We start from the raw sequence: 18,436 nt of genomic DNA, 5'->3' as shown, positions 1-18,436 counted from the left end.
TCATCCTTTTTATTGTTGCTCACTTGTTTGTGTAGCTGGCTTTAATAAAAGCCAAGCGATAATTAATGTAAATACTGCTAATACGAAAGTACTCATATAAATGACGTGTACGCTTGATGCTAATGCAGATTGTGATTCGGTTACTACGTTTGCTGTATTACCGCCATGTCCACCAGATACAAGATCAAGATTTTTAATACCACGTGCGTGAATCATCGTATTGAAGATTGTACCGAATATTGCAGCACCTAACGTTTGACTAAATGTATTAATAAATGTGTTTAAACCAACAGCTGTTCCACGTGTATGAGCTGGTACGGCTGCTTGAATTGTTACCATGTAAATCGGTGTCACAAGCCCCATTCCTAAGCCGAATAATCCGACTGCTACATAAATAAGGAACGATGGTGAATTTGTTGATAGTGTAAATAATAAGAACGTAGCGACTGATAAAATGCTAGCTCCAAGTAAAATAATTTGTTTCGTTTTTAATTTGCCTACTAAGTTACCAGAGAAAATAGCGCCAAATGTCCACATAACAGGGATTGGCATTAAAATAAGTCCAGCTTCTGTAGCATTTTTCCCTAATACACCTTGGCTCCAAATTGGAAGGTACATTGTAATACTAATAATCATTGCGCCAGCAATAAGAGTTAATATATTTATCGTAGATAATGTACGGTTAGAGAAAAGTGCTAGCGGAATTAATGGTTCTGGAGATTTTTTCTCGATGAATAAGAAAATAATAAATGAAATAGCGGCAAAGATTAATAGGCCGATAATTGTCATGTCTCCCCAGTTTTGCTTACTGCTACCTGTTAATAATGCATATAGTAGAGCGATTGTACTTAATGAGAAGACTGTTGCACCAAGATAATCGATATGATGCTTAGCAGGTTTAATAGATTCTTTGTAGTAAATTGCAATCATTAAGCAAGCGATAATTCCGAATGGAACGTTTAGGAAGAAAATATAGCGCCAAGAAAGGGAATCAACTAAAAATCCACCTACTAACGGTCCGATAACACCGGATACACCCCAAACGGCACTCATCCAACCTTGTGCTTTCGCGCGGTCTTTCGCTTCGCTATATAAGTCTCCAATAATCGTCATTGTGATTGGCATAACAGCACCAGCACCGATACCTTGAAGCGCGCGGAAAAAGATTAATTGTTCCATCGATGTAACGACTCCGCAAAGTGCAGAACCGACTAAAAAGATTGTAGCTCCGATCAGTAAAACTTTTTTACGGCCAAATAAATCAGCGAGCTTTCCGTATATTGGAGTCGAAACAGCTGTTGCAAGCATATAAATTGCATATACCCAACTAACAAGTTCGACGCCTGACAAATCACTCGTTATACGAGGGATTGCTGTACTAACAATCGTTCCTTCTACCGCAGAAAGAAACGTCATTAACATTAAAGACATCATGACTTTTTTTCTCATTTGTTTTCCCCTTACCCTTTTTAAATATTCAACAATATAAAATATAAAGGTACTAAGGTAAATAAAGCAACAAAAAAGCAATGGAAAGTTACATGGAGCAGATATTTGTCGTTTCTTGTCGGTAAGTCGATAAATTTGGGAAATCGCCGATATAAGTTGCAGAATCGCTGATAAATTTGGAAAATCGCCGATATAAGTTGCGGAATCGCTGATATATTTGTGGAATTGCTCATATAATTTCATGTACCTATAAAAAAAGAAACAGGAATCCCTGTTTCTTTTTTTAATACTGCATTTTCGCGTTTTCTCCAGCTGTCGTTCCGGCAATTCTACCAGTAACAAGGGCTGATGTAATATTATAGCCACCAGTATAACCGTGAATATCAAGAACTTCTCCGCAGAAATATAAGCCGTTCGTAAATTTAGAAGACATTTCTTTCGGGTTAATTTCTTTCACGGATACACCGCCGCCAGTAACGAATGCTTTTTCAATTGACTGCGTACCATTTACATTCACAGTAAACTCTTTAAAGTCTTTCACAAGTGCACGAATCTTTTCGTGAGAAACTTGTCCAGCTTGTTCGCTGCCGTCAATTTCATTTTTTTCTAATAAGAATAGGAAGTAACGTTCAGGAACATAACCTTTTAAAACGTTTTTAATTCCTTTTTTCGGATCTTCTTTCATTTGTTTCAGCATGCGCTGAAATAGTTGCTCACTATTTTCCTCTGGCAATGCATCAATACTCATTTGTATTGTATTCGTTTTAAACTTTTTCAGTGCTTTCACGACGAATTGACTACAGCGAAGAGCAGCGGGTCCGGATAGGCCGAAATGAGTGAAGAGCATGTCCATTTTGTGAGAAATGATAGCTTTTCCTTTCGGGTTTAATACACTTAAGTTTATATCACGTAAAGCAAGACCTTGTAATGAGCGGTCACGTATAAACGGCTCGTTTGAAAGGATAGGTACTTCTGTTGGGAATAATTCTGTGATTGTATGACCCGCTTTTTCAGCCCAAGCATATCCGTCTCCAGTAGATCCGGTTTGAGGAACTGATTTTCCGCCAACAGCGATAACGACGTGATTTGTTTCTAACACTTCACCTGTTTGCAGTATAACTGCTTTCGTTTGACCATTTTCATATTCAATCGTTTCAACAGGCGTATTTGTACGAATTTTTACACCTAAGTCTTTTAATCGTGTTAAAAGTGCGTCTACAACAGATTGTGCTTTGTTTGACACAGGGAACATGCGACCGTGGTCTTCTTCTTTCAATTTAACACCAAGATTTTCGAAGAATGTAATAATATCTTCATTATTAAAAATAGAAAAAGCGCTGTATAAGAAGCGACCGTTTCCTGGTATATGTTTAACAATTTCATCAAGTGGTAGACGGTTCGTTACGTTACAGCGTCCGCCACCAGAAATTGCAAGTTTACGCCCAAGTTTATTTCCTTTATCAAGAAGTAAGACATTTGCGCCTTCTTCTGCAGCACCAATTGCAGCCATTAGCCCAGAAGGACCGCCGCCGATGACAATAACATCATAATGCATAATATATCGACCTCATTTTCTACATTTCCTGCCTAAAAGAATAGCATGTTTTCCCTTAAAAGAAAAATAGAGTGAAGTACTGCTTAATGAGAGAATTGTGGTACAATACAAAAGTTAGAGTTCAGCACTATCCTGCCATTTGTAGGCGATAAGACTAAAACCTCAAGATTTAGGAGAAGTAAATAGGGAGTCTGTTAGCCTGTAAATGCTCGAATGGTTCAACTAATAAGGAGTAGGAGAGAAGTCTCCAACTAATTATAGTTTCACTTTATGTAGATGTAGGAGGATTTTTGTATGTCCGATTCGAAATTTCTGCGCGGAACGCTTATTGTTACGCTAGGGACATTTTTAGTAAAGTTCTTAGGCATGATTTACGTCTTTCCGTTTCATGCATTAGTAGGAACAGAAGGCGGAACGCTCTATACATATGGATACATTCCATATACGATCTTTTTAAGTATCGCAACGGCAGGTGTGCCACTTGCTGTTTCAAAATTTGTTTCCAAATATAATGCGCTTGGCGATTATAAAACGAGCCGGAGAATGTTCCGCTCGGGAATGGTTATGATGATAGTAACAGGAGTTCTTTCGTTCCTAGTACTGTACATGACGGCGCCATTGTTTGCAGAAGCGATGCTTGGTAAACAAAGTATACACAATAATGTAGGAGAAGTTACGACGATCATTCGTCTTGTAAGTTTCGCACTTATTGTTGTACCAGCAGCGAGTTTAATTCGTGGTTATTTCCAAGGTCACCAGTCTATGGGACCAACTACCGTTTCACAAATTATTGAACAAATTATTCGTATCGTCTTTTTATTAGCGGGTAGTTTTATCGTTATTAAAGTACTTGGCGGTACAGTTGCAACAGCAGTTGGAGTAGCGACATTTGCTGCGTTCGTTTCAGCGGTTGGAGCACTCGGTGTGTTAATTTGGTACTGGTTAAAACGTAAAAAATATTTGGATCAATATTTAATTGAACAAACTGTACCAGAATCAACAGTAAGCACCGTTCAATTGTTTAAAGAGTTATTTGCATATGCGATTCCTTACGTTGTAATTGGGTTAACAATTCCTTTATATCAACAAATTGATACATTGACATTTAACTCAATTATGCAGGCGATTGGTCAAGGGGATATCGCAGAGCGAGCTCTCGGTATTTTCACAATGTGGACGCATAAGTTAATTATGATTCCTGTATCACTTGCAACAGCGTTTAGTTTAACGCTTGTACCAGCAATTACAAAATCATTTACTGAAAAACAATACCGTTATTTGAAATTACAAATTACACAAACATTCCAGGCGAATATGTTTTTAACATTGCCAGCAGTTGTCGGTATTTCTTCACTGGCATATCCAATTTATACTGCGTTTTACGATTCAGATCCACTAGGTGGACAAGTATTAATGTGGTATGCACCAGTTGCGTTGTTATTCGCTTTATTTACAGTAACAGCGGCAATCCTGCAAGGTATTAACCAGCAGAAGCATGCGATTATTGCGCTTATAATGGGCGTTATTTTGAAATTTGTATGTAACGTAATCTTTATTCGTTATTTCGGTACAGTAGGAGCAATTCTAGCAACAGCAGTTGGTTTCTTAGCTTCTGTTTGGTACACAAATCAACAAATTAAAAAATACGCACACTATTCATTCGGTGTTGTATATAAAAGAACATTCCAAATTGCAGTACTAACACTTATAATGGTCGTTGCTGTAAAACTATCACAATGGCTTCTATCCTTCATGATTTCGCCTGATGGCCGTATTGGTGCTCTTATAACAGTTGCAATTTGTGCAGGTATTGGCGGTCTTGTTTACGGATTGTTAGCAATTCGCACAGGAGTACTTGAAAGAGTATTTGGTGGAGAAGCATTAGATAAAATTCAACGTAAACTTGGTAGTAGATTTAAAATAAAGTTGAAATCAAGAGGGGCGTAATTACGTCCCCTTTTCTATGATAAATAAAGAAGGTGAAAAACGTGAGATTAGATAAATTATTAGCAAATATGGGATATGGAAGTAGAAAAGAAGTAAAGAAATTATTGAAAGATGGCGTTGTGAAAATTGATGGAACGCCAGTAAAAGATGCGAAAGTTCATGTAAATGTAGAAGAGCAAGAAGTTATGATTCACGGTGAAGTTGTGGAATACAAAGAATTTGTTTACTTAATGATGCATAAACCACAAGGTGTTATTTCAGCGACGGAAGATGATAATCATGAAACAGTAATAGATTTATTAGAATTAGAAGATGCAATCTTTGATCCGTTCCCAGTTGGACGACTTGATATCGATACGGAAGGTTTCTTATTGATAACAAATGATGGGAAGTTATCACATCAATTATTATCTCCGAAAAAGCATGTGCCGAAAAAATATTATGCACACGTTGCAGGAGTAGTAACAGAAGAGGATGTAAAAGAGTTTGCTAAAGGTGTTATTTTAGATGATGGCTATGAAACAAAGCCAGGTGCACTTACAATATTGAAAAGCGATGATATTTCTGAAATTGAGCTTGTGATTACGGAAGGGAAATTCCATCAAGTGAAGCGTATGTTTGAAGCGGTAGGGAAAAAAGTAGTCTACCTAAAGAGAACAGAGATGGGTCCGTTAGTATTAGATGAAGAACTAGAACTTGGACAATACCGAGAGCTAACAGATGAAGAAGTAGAAATGTTAAAAACATATCAAGTAGATACTGAAAAGTAGTACCTTTATAGGCGCAGAAAAGACCCCTTTCTAATTATTAGAAAGGGGTATGTATTTATTTACATACAATTATTTTTCATTATGAGGTCATTCTCACTTTCTTTCCTGTTGTTGTCCACTTACCGCGGCAAGGGCTATACACGAGTTCATTAAACTGCAACACATTTAGATCACGTTGTATCGTTCGCGGTGTGATCCCGAACTCATCTACAAGGTCTTTCGTCGTTACCGTTCCGTTTTCATTGATGTACATATAAATTGATTTAATGCGTGTTAGCATACGAGTAGTTGTAGGTTTCAAGAGAAAACCACTCCTCTACTAGTTTTTTTGACCCCATTCAGGAAAGAAGGTCGTTACTACCATTGTACTCTACATGATAAAATTCATGCTTTAATCTACTTAAATTTTACAGAAATTTAACAAATATTCATATAGAAAAATATTGGTAGTTGACATTGTATATATGGTCAGTCAACTAACACATAAAATTCTACGTAAAACGCCAAATTCCTGCAAATTTTTTTGAAAAAATAAAAGAAAAACTAATAAGAAATATCTGAAATATTACAATTGTTCGGTATTTAGTTTTCGTGTATGGCATAAGAGATTTCGGTTTGTTATGATGAAAGAAACAATATAGTGAAGGATGGATGCGTGATGTCAGCAATTAATTGGACAGAAGAAGTTGCGAAACGAAAAGATGATTTAATTCGTGATACACAACAATTTTTACAAATTAAAAGTGTATGGGAAGAAGAATCGGCGAAAGAGGGCGCACCATTCGGTGAAGGTGTAGAAAAAGCTTTATCTTTCATGTTACATAAAGGAGAAACTGAAGGTTTTGCTTCTAAAAATTTAGAAGGATATGCAGGTCATCTTGAAATGGGACAAGGAGAAGAGTTAGTAGGTATTCTTTGTCACGTTGATGTTGTACCAGAAGGAGATGGCTGGACGACTCCTGCATATAGTGCGGATATTCGCGATGGAAAGATTTTTGCACGTGGTGCAATTGACGATAAAGGCCCAACGATGGCAGCATATTATGCGATGAAAATTGTGAAAGAATTAGGCTTACCTCTTTCCAAACGTGTTCGTATGATTATAGGAACAGATGAGGAAAGTAATTGGAAATGTGTAGATCACTACTTTAAAAATGAAGAAATGCCAACAATCGGTTTTGCACCAGATGCAGACTTTCCAATTATTAATGCAGAAAAAGGAATTTCTGACATACAAGTTGTGCAAAATGGTAGTGAAGAGAAAAAAGGTACATATGAACTTGTTTCATTTGATTCAGGGCGCCGTTTAAATATGGTTCCTGATTTTGCAGAAGCGGTTATAACAGGAGAAGATGTAAATGCACTTACAGTAGCATATGAAGAGTATTTACAAACTGCTAAAAAAATAGGGAAATCGACTATAGAAGGAAATGCAGTGACGTTGCAAATAGAAGGAATTTCAGCGCACGGATCTACTCCTGAAAAAGGAGAAAATGCAGGTTTATTATTAGCAAACTTCTTAACTACAGTTTCACTTGATGGAAAAGCAACTGCATTTGCGACATTTGCAACAGAAACATTTACTGGTGATATTTTTGGTGAAAAAGCTACTATTGCTTATAAAGATGAAATTAGCGGTCCGTTAACAGTGAATGTCGGTCGCATTTCTTATACGAAAGAAAACGGTGGTAACTTAGGGCTAAACGTACGTTACCCAGTTACAACTAACTTTGAAGAAACAATTGTGAAGTTGAAAGAATATGTTGGTACGCATGGTTTTGAAGTGGCTGACTATTCTAATTCTCGCCCACATCACGTCGATAAAGATCACGTATTAATCCGTACGTTACAACGTGTGTATGAAGAACAAACAGGTGAAAAAGCAGAACTATTAGCAATCGGCGGCGGTACTTATGCTCGTTCATTAAAAGCTGGTGTGGCATTTGGGCCGCTATTCCCTGGAAAAGAAGAACTTGCACATCAAAAAGATGAGTATATCGAAATTGAAGACTTATTAAAAGCAACAGCAATTTACGCGCAAGCAATTCATGAATTAGCGAAGTAATGGATATATAAATAATGTCCGCTCTCTATTTTGGAGAGCGGCTTCTTTTTACCTGAATGAGATAAGAAAGAAAAGCAACAATAGAAAGAAGGAGAAGATGTACATGGAACTGCATTATTTTGTCGCAATTACGTTACCGAATCATATAAAAGAAATGCTGTATAACTATAAAAAGGACATGCAAGAGGAATTACAATTTCGTTCATGGGTACATAAAGAAGACTATCATATTACCCTTTCATTTTTAGGGAGTGCAACGGAGGAACAATTAGAGGGAATAAAAAATGGATTACAAACAGTTGCAGAAACAAAAGAACTATCGTTCACGTTACAAGGTTTTTCAACGTTTGGTAGGGAAGATCAGCCCCGTATTTTTTGGGCGAAGGTAAGTGAGAATCACAATTTGTTTCAGTTGCAAAAGCAAGTACATGCCATTTGTGAAGAAAATGGATTTTCTCTAGAAATACGCCCGTATCACCCGCATATTACCGTTGCTCGTAAATGGATAGGAGAAGAAAAGTTTCGTTTAGAAAGTATAAAAGAAGTGCCTGAAATATCATTTCAAGCAGATACAATTACTTTATACGAATCCCACGTGAAAGAAACCCCGAAGTATAAATCGATTGCTGAAATAAAATTACAAAAATAGAATGTTGAAAACGTTTTTTATGCAGGTGAATATACTATAGAGAAGAATGGAGTTACTGTATAGAGTCTTGTTGATAAGAAAAGCCTTATCATTTGCAGCTCATTTTATCTCGCCTAATTGGTGAAGGCTAATAATAAGTGAGGATGGAAAAATTTTCTCGCTCATTAAAGTTTCACTTTATTTTAACTTTGAGAATGATGGTGATTTTTTTATGTTGAAAGTAAAACGTCCATTTGATGCCTATTTAGATGAAATGAATAAAATTACAATTTTGCTCCCACATGCGTATGGAACAAGTCGGACATTTCGTTTGCAAGAAGGAAGTAATGTGAAAGATTTACCGATTGCTCATACTATTGCGCTTCCAGATGCAACGAAGTATGAGTGCTTTATAGAAGAGCCGCTAGATGTGGGGAAGTATTATACAGTACGAGATGAACGGAATGAAGAAACTGATTTACAAATAGGTGCTGTTATTCGAACAAAAATTTTCGAGGAAAAGTATTATTACGAAGGTACAGATTTAGGTGCTGTGTATCAAAAACAAGAAACGACATTTAAAGTATGGGCCCCAACTGCAAGGCTTGCGAAAGTAAGAATTTATAAGAGTGATAAAGAATATACCGATCATGAAATGTACAGGGGAGAAAACGGAGTTTGGATTCAAACATTACAAGGTGATTTAGACGGAGCACGCTATACATTTCTTGTTTGTATTAATTTAATATGGAACGAAGCGGTGGATCCTTACGCAAAGTCAGTGACTGTAAATGGAAAGTATGGCATTGTTATCGATTTAGAAAAGACGACTGTAACGAAACGAGAGCAATTACCACCATTACAAGCAATGACAGATGCCATATTGTATGAGTTGCATATTCGTGATGCTACTATTCATCCGAACAGTGGAGTGAGTAAAAAAGGGACGTATAAAGGGCTAATGGAAGAAGGAACAACAGGACGAAATGGGACATTGACAGGTTTGTCTCATATAAAAGATTTAGGCGTTACGCATGTTGAATTATTGCCTTTATATTGTTTCGGTGGTGTGGATGAGGCGAATCCTTCTTCTGCCTATAATTGGGGGTACAATCCATTATATTACAATGCACCAACAGGATATTATGCTACAAACCCCTCTGATCCGTATAACAGGATAGTTGAGTGCAAACAACTAATTGAAACATTTCATGAACAAGGTATTAGGGTGATTATAGATGTTGTATATAATCATGTTTATGAAAGAGAGCTATCATCATTTGAGAAGCTTGTTCCAGGATACTATTTTCGTCATGGTGAAGATGGTATGCCTTCTAATGGGACGGGAGTCGGAAATGATATAGCATCTGAACGGAAAATGATGAGGAAATTCATTGTAGAGTCTATTTTATATTGGCTTACTGAATACAATGTCGATGGATTCCGATTCGATTTAATGGGAATTTTAGATGTTGATACAATGAATATGATAGAGAAAGAAGTGCGAAACATAAAACGAGATGCTTTGTTATTAGGAGAAGGATGGGATTTACAAACACCGCTTCCTCTTGAGGAAAAAGCAACGTTAAATAATGCGAAGAAAATGCCACATATCGCGCAGTTTAATGATCAATTTCGTGATGGGATAAAAGGGAGTACATTTCATATAAATAAGCGTGGTTTTGCATTTGGTGGGCATGTAGACTGTAATCATTTGCAGTATATTGCAGCAGGAAGTCTTTTAAGTATGAAAGAAACAGGGCTGTTTTTAGAGCCGGCGCAAAGCATTAACTATGTAGAATGTCATGATAATATGACGATGTGGGATAAACTAGTGCGCAGTAATGAAGAATCAGAAACGATTTTGAAAAAACGTCACCTATTAGCGAGCGCAATGGTTATTCTTTCACAAGGCATTCCTTTCTTACACGCAGGGCAAGAGTTTTATCGTACGAAGAAAGGAAATGAAAATAGTTATAATGCAAATGATGAGATCAATCAATTAGATTGGGATCAAAAAGAGAAAGAGATAGAAACCGTTAACTATATAAAAGGTTTAATTGCGATTCGTAAAGAGCATGGGGCATTCCGATTACAAAATGCAGACCTTATAAAAAAACATATGACTTTTTTACAAACATCTACAGAAGTACTTGCATATCACCTAGAGCATGCAGAATCGTTTGGGCCGTGGAAAGAGATTATCGTCTTATTTAATAGCGGTTTAGAAGCTAAAACTGTGCAACTTCCGAAAGAAGCAACGTGGCATGTGTTAGTAAACGAAAACGAAGCGAAAATAGAGCCAATTTCTTCATTTAGAGGAAAGGAACTTAGGCTCGCTCCAATTAGCACGTATATATTGACGATAATGTGACAAATCGCTACTTGACGATGAGAATGTAATAAATGTAGAATTGACAAAGGTGACGATTTTGATAAGTTGTCATTCTATGACAGGTTTTGTAAAATAAAATAGAGGATTTTTGGCTTAGGCTAATTTTTCTTTTCATTTACAGTAAAATATATGAATCCACAACATGTGTAGAACTGTTGCGGTTTTTCTTTTCATAACTATAAAAGATAAGGATTTGTTAACGGGTAATGAATATGGAATGGTTGGAACAATTATTAGGAAAAGAGTGGAGTCTTGTACCGGCTGGTGGAGTAACGGGCGATGCATATATTGCGCAAAACGGACAACAGAAGTTATTTTTAAAGCGGAATACATCGCCCTTTTTAGCGGTATTGTCAGCAGAAGGAATTGTTCCAAAATTACTTTGGACAAGAAGGGTAACGAATGGTGATGTAATTTCTGCTCAAAAATGGCTTCCGGGACAGAAGCTAGAGCCAGAAGATATGAAACTAGAACGTGTTGCGAAACTTTTGAAGAAAATACACTCCTCTAAAGCGCTTGTACAGATGATTCAAAGACTTGGGAAGCAGCCGCTTCACGCACAAGAGTTATTACAACAACTGCAACTCGTTTTAAGAGGAGATATAAGGGATGATGAAACAATTCAGCAAGGCCTTCAATATTTAATGGATTCATTAAAAGCTATTGAATACAATGAATTCGTTGTATGCCATTGTGATGTAAACCATAACAACTGGCTATTGTCGGATGAAGATGAATTGTTTTTAATTGATTGGGATGGAGCTGTAATTGCTGACCCAGCTCTAGACCTCGGTATGTTATTATATTGGTACATTCCGCGCCAGGAGTGGAGTGAGTGGCTCGGTTATTATGATATTGAAATGGATGAATCGCTGCTTAGGCGTATGAGATGGTATGTGATAGCACAAACGATTTTGTCTATTCAATGGCATACAACAAAAAAACAGCAAGCAGAAGCTGAATATTGGCATCAATATTTACAGCAACTACTTGCTTCAGAATAATACTTAAGAAAAATTGTCCATTCCAGCAATCCACTGAGTAAGTTGTTCTTGATTATTGGAAATATGGTTGTCCAAATTAGAGGAAGATTTACCCGATTGACTATAAGAATATACATCGTTTAGCATTGTTTTAGCGTCACTACTTATATTATCGTTTGCGAGTAACGATTGAATGAGGCGCTCTAATTGCTCGCATTCTGAAACTGTCCCGCAGCAATCACTTTGGTGGTTGACTAAAATATCTTTCAGCACTTCTAATTGATGTTGTTGATTAATTGGCATGAACGGATCATCCTTTCGATTGTTTTTCTCTTCGAATGTAAGAGAAAAAGCTGTTTCGTCATGGAATGTTTAATGCTGTATGTAGTTTTTATCAAAATGGTACATCTTATACTTGAAAGAAACGGACCGAGTGCTCGTACGTACTTGGTTTTTTGTTTGGTAGATTGATTAAAAAAGAAAGAAGGAATTATTCCTTTAAAATAGCTATGTAAAGAGAGGGAAACATCTATGCGTTTAAGACATAAACCGTATGCAATGGATCGAATTAACGAATATTCACATATCGTAATCGGAAACCCAGAGGAGCGCGCTGGTAGCTGGAAAGAAGTATTTGGAAACGAACAACCAATTCATATTGAAGTAGGTACAGGTCGTGGCCGCTTCATGTATGATATGGCAAAAGCGAATCCACATATTAATTATATTGGAATTGAAAAATTCACAAGTGTTGTTGTAGATGCACTTGATAAATTAATTGAAGAAGAATTACCAAACTTAAAGTTAATTAATAAAGATGCTGAAGATTTAACAGTTTTCTTTGCGAAAGGTGAAATTGATCGCGTTTATTTAAACTTCTCAGATCCATGGCCAAAGAAACGTCATACGAAGCGTCGTTTAACGTATAAAACATTTTTACGTAATTACGAAGAAGTGTTAGTAGAAGGCGGAGAAATTCATTTCAAAACAGATAACCAAGGTCTATTTGAATATTCTCTTATGAGTATGGCTGAGTATGGTATGTTACTAACGTACTTAAGCTTAGATCTTCATAACAGCGACTTTGAAGGTAACATCATGACTGAATACGAAGAGAAATTCTCTAGTAAAGGTCATCGTATTTACCGAGTTGAAGCAAAATATCGTACAGAGCCTATGCAGTAATGCATAGGTTTTTTTACATCTAAAATAATCAGAATTTTATGTTAAGATTAATTGAAAGGGGGATGTGTAATGGAACAGTTACAAATTGGAGATATAAAAGTAACGTGGTTAAAAGGCGGGAATACACATTTAGACGGGGGAGCGATGTTTGGTGTTGTGCCGAAAGTACTTTGGTCACGTAAGTATAAACATAATGATACAAATCATATTTATTTACGAACAGATCCGTTACTTTTGCAAACGAAAGACGGAAATATGCTCATTGATTCCGGAATAGGAAACGGTAAATTGAATGAGAAGATGAAGCGGAATCAAGGTGTAACAGAAGAATCATCGGTTTATGAATCATTAGAAAAACTAGGATTAAAGCCAGAAGATATTCACTATGTTTTAATGACGCATCTTCATTTTGATCATGCATCTGGTTTAACAAAATGGGAAGGTGATCACCTTGTACCAGCGTTTCCGAACGCGAAAGTTTACGTAAGTGAAACAGAGTGGAATGAAATGAGGAACCCAAATATTAGATCCCGTAATACATATTGGAAGGAAAATTGGGAGCCGATTGTAGATCAAGTTGTTACGTTCCAGCAAGAAATAGAAATTACAGATGAAATAAAAATGGTGCATACAGGTGGTCATAGTGATGGACATGCAGTTATTGCTTTAGAAAGCCATGGGGAAACGATGCTTCATTTAGCAGACCTATTACCGACGCACGCACATCAAAATGTATTATGGGTAATGGCATACGACGATTATCCGATGACCTCGATTGAAAATAAACAAAAGTGGATGAAGTATGGTGCTGAAAAAGAGGCATGGTTTACGTTTTACCATGACGCATATTATCGCGCTGTGAAGTGGAATGAGGAAGGGCATATCGTAGAAAAAGTAGAACGGAAAACGAGTATAGAAGCATAAAAATAGGAGGTTGTTCCATCATATTTATTGGAGCAGCCTCTTTTTTATTGTCGGGTTTTGTCGGTAAGTCGATATATTTAAACAAACGCTGATATAAATTGAGTTGCGCCGATATATTCGGAAAATCGCTGATATAATTTTAATCAATACCCGCAATTTCAAAAAAATAAGAGGTTCACCTAATGGGAACCCTCCTTTTTATGCTGCTATAACCTCTAAAACAGTACCTGTTTTAGCATCAACTAAAAATTCAAATCGTTCTTGTATATCATTTAACATTGTTGTAAGACCGCCGCGATAAACTTCATATGCGACATCATATTTTTCAAATGTCTCTGGAACCATATGTACCCAAGAGCCAGTAATTTCACCTTTATGACTTAATGCTTGTTTCACCATTTTCAATGCTTTTTCTGAAGAAATATGGGATTGTTCTTGTACTTTGTTTGCAACGAGATAACCAGCTGCGAACCCAACGCCAAGACCTGCTACTAAACCTTTCCAGCTCATATATTCACCTCAATTCTATAAAATAAAAATAGTGTACCGATAATAATTATAAAGCAAATACAGCTAAAAAAGAAGAAACTAGAAACATTTCGAAAATTTCGTTACAATAAAAGGGGTATTCTACTAAGGTTTGAAAGAAGGGGACTTCGTGAATAAAGAGACATTACAATTATTTCGTACGTTAACAGAATTACAAGGTGCATCAGGTTTTGAACATGATGTACGCCGTTTTATGAAACAAGAATTAAGCAAATATGCAGATGAAATTGTACAAGACGGTTTAGGGAGCGTATTTGGTCTGAAAAAAGGGGACGAAACTGGCCCGCGTGTTCTTGTAGCAGGTCATATGGATGAAGTAGGTTTCATGATTACGCAAATTACGAAAAACGGAATGCTTCGTTTTCAAACGTTAGGCGGATGGTGGAGTCAAGTTTTATTAGCACAGCGTGTACAAGTTATGACGAAGAATGGTCCTGTTATTGGGGTTGTTGGTTCTATTCCTCCTCATTTATTAAGTGACGCGCAACGTGCAAAACCGATGGATATAAAAAATATGTTAATTGATATAGGTGCAGATAGTTATGAAGATGCGATTGAAATTGGTGTAAAACCAGGACAACAAATCGTGCCGATTTGCCCATTCACGCCGATGGCAAATGAGAAGAAAATTATGGCGAAAGCTTGGGACAACCGTTACGGATGTGGTCTTGCAATCGAATTGTTAAAAGAATTAAAAGATGAAACATTACCAAATACATTATATTCTGGTGCTACTGTACAAGAAGAAGTAGGCCTCCGCGGAGCGCAAACAGCTGCAAATATGATTCAACCAGACATTTTCTATGCGCTTGATGCAAGTCCAGCAAACGATGCATCTGGTGACAAAACACAGTTCGGTCAATTAGGAAAAGGTGCTCTTCTTCGTATTTACGATCGCACGATGGTAACACATAGAGGAATACGCGAATTCATTTTAGATACAGCAGAAACAAACAACATTCCGTACCAATACTTTATTTCACAAGGTGGTACAGATGCGGGCCGTGTACATACAAGTAACTCTGGTATCCCATCAGCAGTAATTGGTGTTTGTGCACGCTACGTTCATACACATGCTTCAATTTTACATGTTGATGATTATGCAGCGGCGAAAGAATTAATTACGAAGCTTGTAAGAACAACAGATAAAACGACGTTAGAGACAATTAAGAATAACGCGTAGAGAAGAAGGGCGAAAAACCCTTCTTTTTTTAGGTTGAATAGATGACCCAGCGATGAGTGGTGGCGGTTAGTGCCTAATGGGTGCTCGAATGATGTATTAAGACCGCGGGTAGGAAGAAAGAAGAAGCCTGTTTTTGTGTTTAGGACCAGTAATATTGTAGAAAGCGACCTTCTTTTATGGGGAGAAGGAATTCCCTGATGGTGTGTGGTAGTGGTTGGTACTTAATTTGTGCCGAAGCGGATATTAGAATAGAATGATGAATTTTTATAGAGGTGAACGAAATGAAAGTAGTAGTTGGATCGAAGAATAAAACGAAGGTTGGCGCTGTGGAGAAGGTTTGGAAAGATGCTGAAATTACATCTCTTTCTGTTCCGTCAGGAGTATCAGCTCAGCCTTTCTCAGATGAAGAGACGATGCAAGGAGCGATCAATAGAGCGAAGCGAGCGCTAGAGGACGGAGAAGCTCCAATTGGGATTGGGCTAGAAGGCGGCGTAATGAAAACGGAGCACGGTTTATTTATGTGTAACTGGGGCGCGCTAGCAACAAGTGATGGGAAAGTATTTGTGGCCGGAGGAGCGCGTATTACGTTACCAGACGATTTTTTAGCACCTCTTGAAGATGGTAAGGAATTAAGCGAAGTGATGGAAGAGTTTGTGCAGCGAAAAGATATTCGTAGTCACGAAGGTGCGATCGGTATTTTTACAGATGATTATGTCGACCGTACGGAATTATTTGTACACGTTGTTAAGTTGTTAGTTGGGCAATATAAGTATGACAAAAAGCAAGCATAAACCTTGCACCGTGCGCGATGTATGGTAGTATAAAAGAAAGATTATAACATGAAAAATGTACCCGTTAGAGGAGGAAATATAGATGAAGTCATTAGAAAGCATGGAGCAATTCCAACAGTTAAAAAATGAAGAGAATGTAGTCTTTATGTTCTCAGCAGAATGGTGCCCAGACTGCCGCTTTGTAGACCCATTTATGCCAGAAGTAGAAGAGAAATATAGTGATTTCTCATTTTACTATGTAGATCGCGATGAGTTTATTGATCTATGCGTAAAATTAGACGTATTTGGCATTCCGAGCTTTGTAGCGTACAATAAAGGTGAAGAAACTGGTCGCTATGTAAACAAAGATCGTAAAACACAAGAACAAATCGAAGAGTTCATTGAAGGTTTAAAATAAGGCAATTTGCCAATTGAATTGTAAAACAACCTCTACCTTCGCGGGGGAGGTTATTTTTTTGGAAGGGAGGAAAAAGAGATGAAGATGACAAGTAAAAAGATGAAAGATGAGTTAATAAAGAAATTATCTCGCCCAGAATGGGACTTTCAGTATGATAGTGAGAAAGAAGTTTTACGTATTGAACAAAAAGACTCCAAAAAAGGTATTAACGTATCGCTTCCAGGAGTTGTGGCAAAATGGGAAGTGAACAAAGAAAAGGCAATTGAAGAAGTTGCTTATTACGTACAAGAAGCGCTAATTGCGATGCATAAAGAAGAAAATAGCGGAGCGAAAATTTTACCTGTTATTCGCTCTACTTCTTTCCCGAAACAAGCAGAAGAAGGAAATCCGTTTATTATGACGGATCATACGGCGGAAACACGTATTTACTATGCGTTAGATTCGAATAAAACGTATCGACTAATTGACGAGCGTCTATTACAAAAATTAGAACTTACAGAACAGCAAGTGCGTGAAATGGCATTATTCAACGCACGCTCATTAGGTTATGAATTTAAACAAGACACAGTAGCGGGGAATACATTCTACTTTTTAAACACAAATGATGGGTATGACGCGACTCGTATTTTAAACGAATCGTTACTACAATCGATGCGTGAAAAGATTTCTGGTGACATGGTTGTTGCTGTTCCTCACCAAGATGTATTAATTATTGCTGATATCGTCAACGAAATCGGTTATGATATTATTGCACAAATGACAATGAAATTTTTTGCCGAAGGGCATGTTCCGATTACATCACTTTCATTCGTATATGAAGATGGAGAATTTGAACCAATCTTTATTTTAGCGAAAAATCGGAAGAAGACAGATGGAAAAGAGAAAGGATGAACGAAGTGAACGTTTTTTACAACCTTGAAGGAATTGGTGACACTTTAATTGTTGCCTTACAAGATATTACTTTAGAGAACCGTACTTTTGATCGCAAAGGAGATGTTGCACGCGTATACGATCGTGAAAGCAACGAGACAGCAGGATTCAACATCTTTAATGCATCTTCTTACTTAGAAGTAAAAGAAACAGGCAACCTTACATTAACGAAAGAGCTTGTAGAGAAAATCAACGAAATTTTAGCGAAGAATGGCTTTGAAGAAACAGTAGAAGCAGATCTTTCTCCGAAATTTGTTGTAGGCTATGTAGCTGAAAAAGAAAAACATCCAAATGCTGATAAGCTAAACATTTGTAAAGTAGAAATCGGTACAGAAACATTACAAATCGTATGTGGTGCACCAAACGTTGATGCAGGACAAAAAGTTGTCGTTGCAAAAATCGGCGCTGTAATGCCAAGCGGTATGTTAATCAAGCCAGCTGAGCTTCGCGGTGTTCCTTCTTCTGGAATGATCTGCTCTGCACGTGAATTAGAGCTTCCAGATGCTCCACAAGAAAAAGGTATTCTTGTATTAGAAGATAGCTTTGAAGTTGGACAAGAGTTTAAATTTTAATTGATATAAGAAAAGAGAGGTTGTCCTTTTGGACAGTGGTCATCTCCCTGTCAAGTAGACAGAAATAAAAAGAGTATTATGCCACGGCCTTTTCCCGATATTCTATCGGGGAA

At 37.1% G+C, this 18,436-nt stretch carries 18 protein-coding genes; 13 read left to right on the top strand and 5 right to left on the bottom strand.

Annotated features, from left to right (window positions below):
• Positions 1-9 precede the first annotated feature (9 nt).
• Entirely contained in the window at positions 10-1,449 is a 1,440-nt protein-coding gene (locus HFD78_RS19200) for an MDR family MFS transporter (protein ID WP_001228020.1), read from the bottom strand.
• A 283-nt stretch (positions 1,450-1,732) separates the two neighbouring features.
• On the bottom strand, positions 1,733-3,004 hold the full coding sequence (locus HFD78_RS19195) for a BaiN/RdsA family NAD(P)/FAD-dependent oxidoreductase (RefSeq protein WP_000558859.1): 1,272 nt from the start codon (positions 3,002-3,004) through the stop codon (positions 1,733-1,735).
• Between the two features lie 294 nt (positions 3,005-3,298).
• Here HFD78_RS19195 and HFD78_RS19190 point away from each other — a divergent pair, with 294 nt between their 5' ends.
• Both HFD78_RS19190 and HFD78_RS19185 read left to right on the top strand, forming a co-directional pair.
• The gene (locus HFD78_RS19190; RefSeq protein WP_001284029.1) at positions 3,299-4,951 is read left to right on the top strand and encodes a putative polysaccharide biosynthesis protein; all 1,653 of its coding nucleotides are present in this window, start codon (positions 3,299-3,301) and stop codon (positions 4,949-4,951) included.
• Positions 4,952-4,992: 41 nt separating this feature from the next.
• Positions 4,993-5,721 carry a pseudouridine synthase gene (locus HFD78_RS19185; protein ID WP_001234947.1) on the top strand — a complete coding sequence of 243 codons (729 nt, stop codon included), beginning with the start codon at positions 4,993-4,995 and terminating at the stop codon, positions 5,719-5,721.
• A gap of 79 nt (positions 5,722-5,800) precedes the next feature.
• On the opposite strand, the gene HFD78_RS19180 is transcribed toward HFD78_RS19185, so the two are convergent.
• Positions 5,801-6,022: a DeoR family transcriptional regulator gene (locus tag HFD78_RS19180; protein WP_000805512.1), complete on the bottom strand. Its 222-nt coding sequence runs from the start codon at positions 6,020-6,022 to the stop codon at positions 5,801-5,803.
• A 357-nt stretch (positions 6,023-6,379) separates the two neighbouring features.
• Here HFD78_RS19180 and pepV point away from each other — a divergent pair, with 357 nt between their 5' ends.
• From pepV to HFD78_RS19160, 4 genes are all read left to right on the top strand, one after another.
• Positions 6,380-7,786 carry a dipeptidase PepV gene (gene pepV / locus HFD78_RS19175; RefSeq protein WP_001274251.1) on the top strand — a complete coding sequence of 469 codons (1,407 nt, stop codon included), beginning with the start codon at positions 6,380-6,382 and terminating at the stop codon, positions 7,784-7,786.
• Positions 7,787-7,889: 103 nt separating this feature from the next.
• Positions 7,890-8,435: an RNA 2',3'-cyclic phosphodiesterase gene (gene thpR / locus HFD78_RS19170; RefSeq protein ID WP_098005614.1), complete on the top strand. Its 546-nt coding sequence runs from the start codon at positions 7,890-7,892 to the stop codon at positions 8,433-8,435.
• A gap of 211 nt (positions 8,436-8,646) precedes the next feature.
• The gene (gene pulA, locus HFD78_RS19165; RefSeq protein WP_000921746.1) at positions 8,647-10,788 is read left to right on the top strand and encodes a type I pullulanase; all 2,142 of its coding nucleotides are present in this window, start codon (positions 8,647-8,649) and stop codon (positions 10,786-10,788) included.
• Between the two features lie 227 nt (positions 10,789-11,015).
• On the top strand, positions 11,016-11,813 hold the full coding sequence (locus tag HFD78_RS19160; RefSeq protein ID WP_001986674.1) for a phosphotransferase family protein: 798 nt from the start codon (positions 11,016-11,018) through the stop codon (positions 11,811-11,813).
• A gap of 3 nt (positions 11,814-11,816) precedes the next feature.
• On the opposite strand, the gene HFD78_RS19155 is transcribed toward HFD78_RS19160, so the two are convergent.
• Positions 11,817-12,095, bottom strand: coding sequence for a YtzH-like family protein (locus HFD78_RS19155; protein WP_001122235.1), 279 nt, complete (start codon positions 12,093-12,095; stop codon positions 11,817-11,819).
• 228 nt (positions 12,096-12,323) lie between these two features.
• On the opposite strand from HFD78_RS19155, the gene trmB reads away from it, so the two are divergent.
• Both trmB and HFD78_RS19145 read left to right on the top strand, forming a co-directional pair.
• On the top strand, positions 12,324-12,977 hold the full coding sequence (gene trmB / locus HFD78_RS19150; RefSeq protein WP_001239385.1) for a tRNA (guanosine(46)-N7)-methyltransferase TrmB: 654 nt from the start codon (positions 12,324-12,326) through the stop codon (positions 12,975-12,977).
• Positions 12,978-13,046: 69 nt separating this feature from the next.
• Positions 13,047-13,901, top strand: a complete 855-nt coding sequence (locus HFD78_RS19145) for a YtnP family quorum-quenching lactonase (RefSeq protein WP_000436862.1) — start codon at positions 13,047-13,049, stop codon at positions 13,899-13,901.
• A gap of 198 nt (positions 13,902-14,099) precedes the next feature.
• Here HFD78_RS19145 and HFD78_RS19140 read toward each other — a convergent pair whose 3' ends face one another.
• Positions 14,100-14,411 (bottom strand): PepSY domain-containing protein, encoded by a 312-nt coding sequence (locus HFD78_RS19140; protein WP_000118543.1) that lies wholly within the window; start codon positions 14,409-14,411, stop codon positions 14,100-14,102.
• A gap of 148 nt (positions 14,412-14,559) precedes the next feature.
• Between HFD78_RS19140 and HFD78_RS19135 the strand changes: the two genes are divergently transcribed.
• From HFD78_RS19135 to ytpR, 5 genes are all read left to right on the top strand, one after another.
• Positions 14,560-15,633, top strand: a complete 1,074-nt coding sequence (locus HFD78_RS19135) for a M42 family metallopeptidase (protein WP_001031507.1) — start codon at positions 14,560-14,562, stop codon at positions 15,631-15,633.
• A gap of 281 nt (positions 15,634-15,914) precedes the next feature.
• Positions 15,915-16,424, top strand: a complete 510-nt coding sequence (locus HFD78_RS19130) for a DUF84 family protein (RefSeq protein ID WP_000869937.1) — start codon at positions 15,915-15,917, stop codon at positions 16,422-16,424.
• A gap of 82 nt (positions 16,425-16,506) precedes the next feature.
• Positions 16,507-16,821 carry a thioredoxin family protein gene (locus HFD78_RS19125; RefSeq protein WP_000838193.1) on the top strand — a complete coding sequence of 105 codons (315 nt, stop codon included), beginning with the start codon at positions 16,507-16,509 and terminating at the stop codon, positions 16,819-16,821.
• 78 nt (positions 16,822-16,899) lie between these two features.
• Positions 16,900-17,712 carry a DUF1444 domain-containing protein gene (locus HFD78_RS19120; protein ID WP_000784588.1) on the top strand — a complete coding sequence of 271 codons (813 nt, stop codon included), beginning with the start codon at positions 16,900-16,902 and terminating at the stop codon, positions 17,710-17,712.
• Positions 17,709-18,323, top strand: a complete 615-nt coding sequence (gene ytpR / locus HFD78_RS19115; RefSeq protein WP_001006761.1) for a YtpR family tRNA-binding protein — start codon at positions 17,709-17,711, stop codon at positions 18,321-18,323. Before HFD78_RS19120 ends, ytpR begins: the two co-directional genes overlap by 4 nt.
• Positions 18,324-18,436 lie beyond the last annotated feature (113 nt).

Origin of the sequence: Bacillus sp. EKM501B, assembly GCF_011800505.1 — a bacterium.
GTDB lineage: Bacteria > Bacillota > Bacilli > Bacillales > Bacillaceae_G > Bacillus_A > Bacillus_A cereus.
The sequence above is the reverse complement of the archived record's forward strand: the minus strand, read 5'-3'. Positions and strand labels throughout refer to the sequence as shown.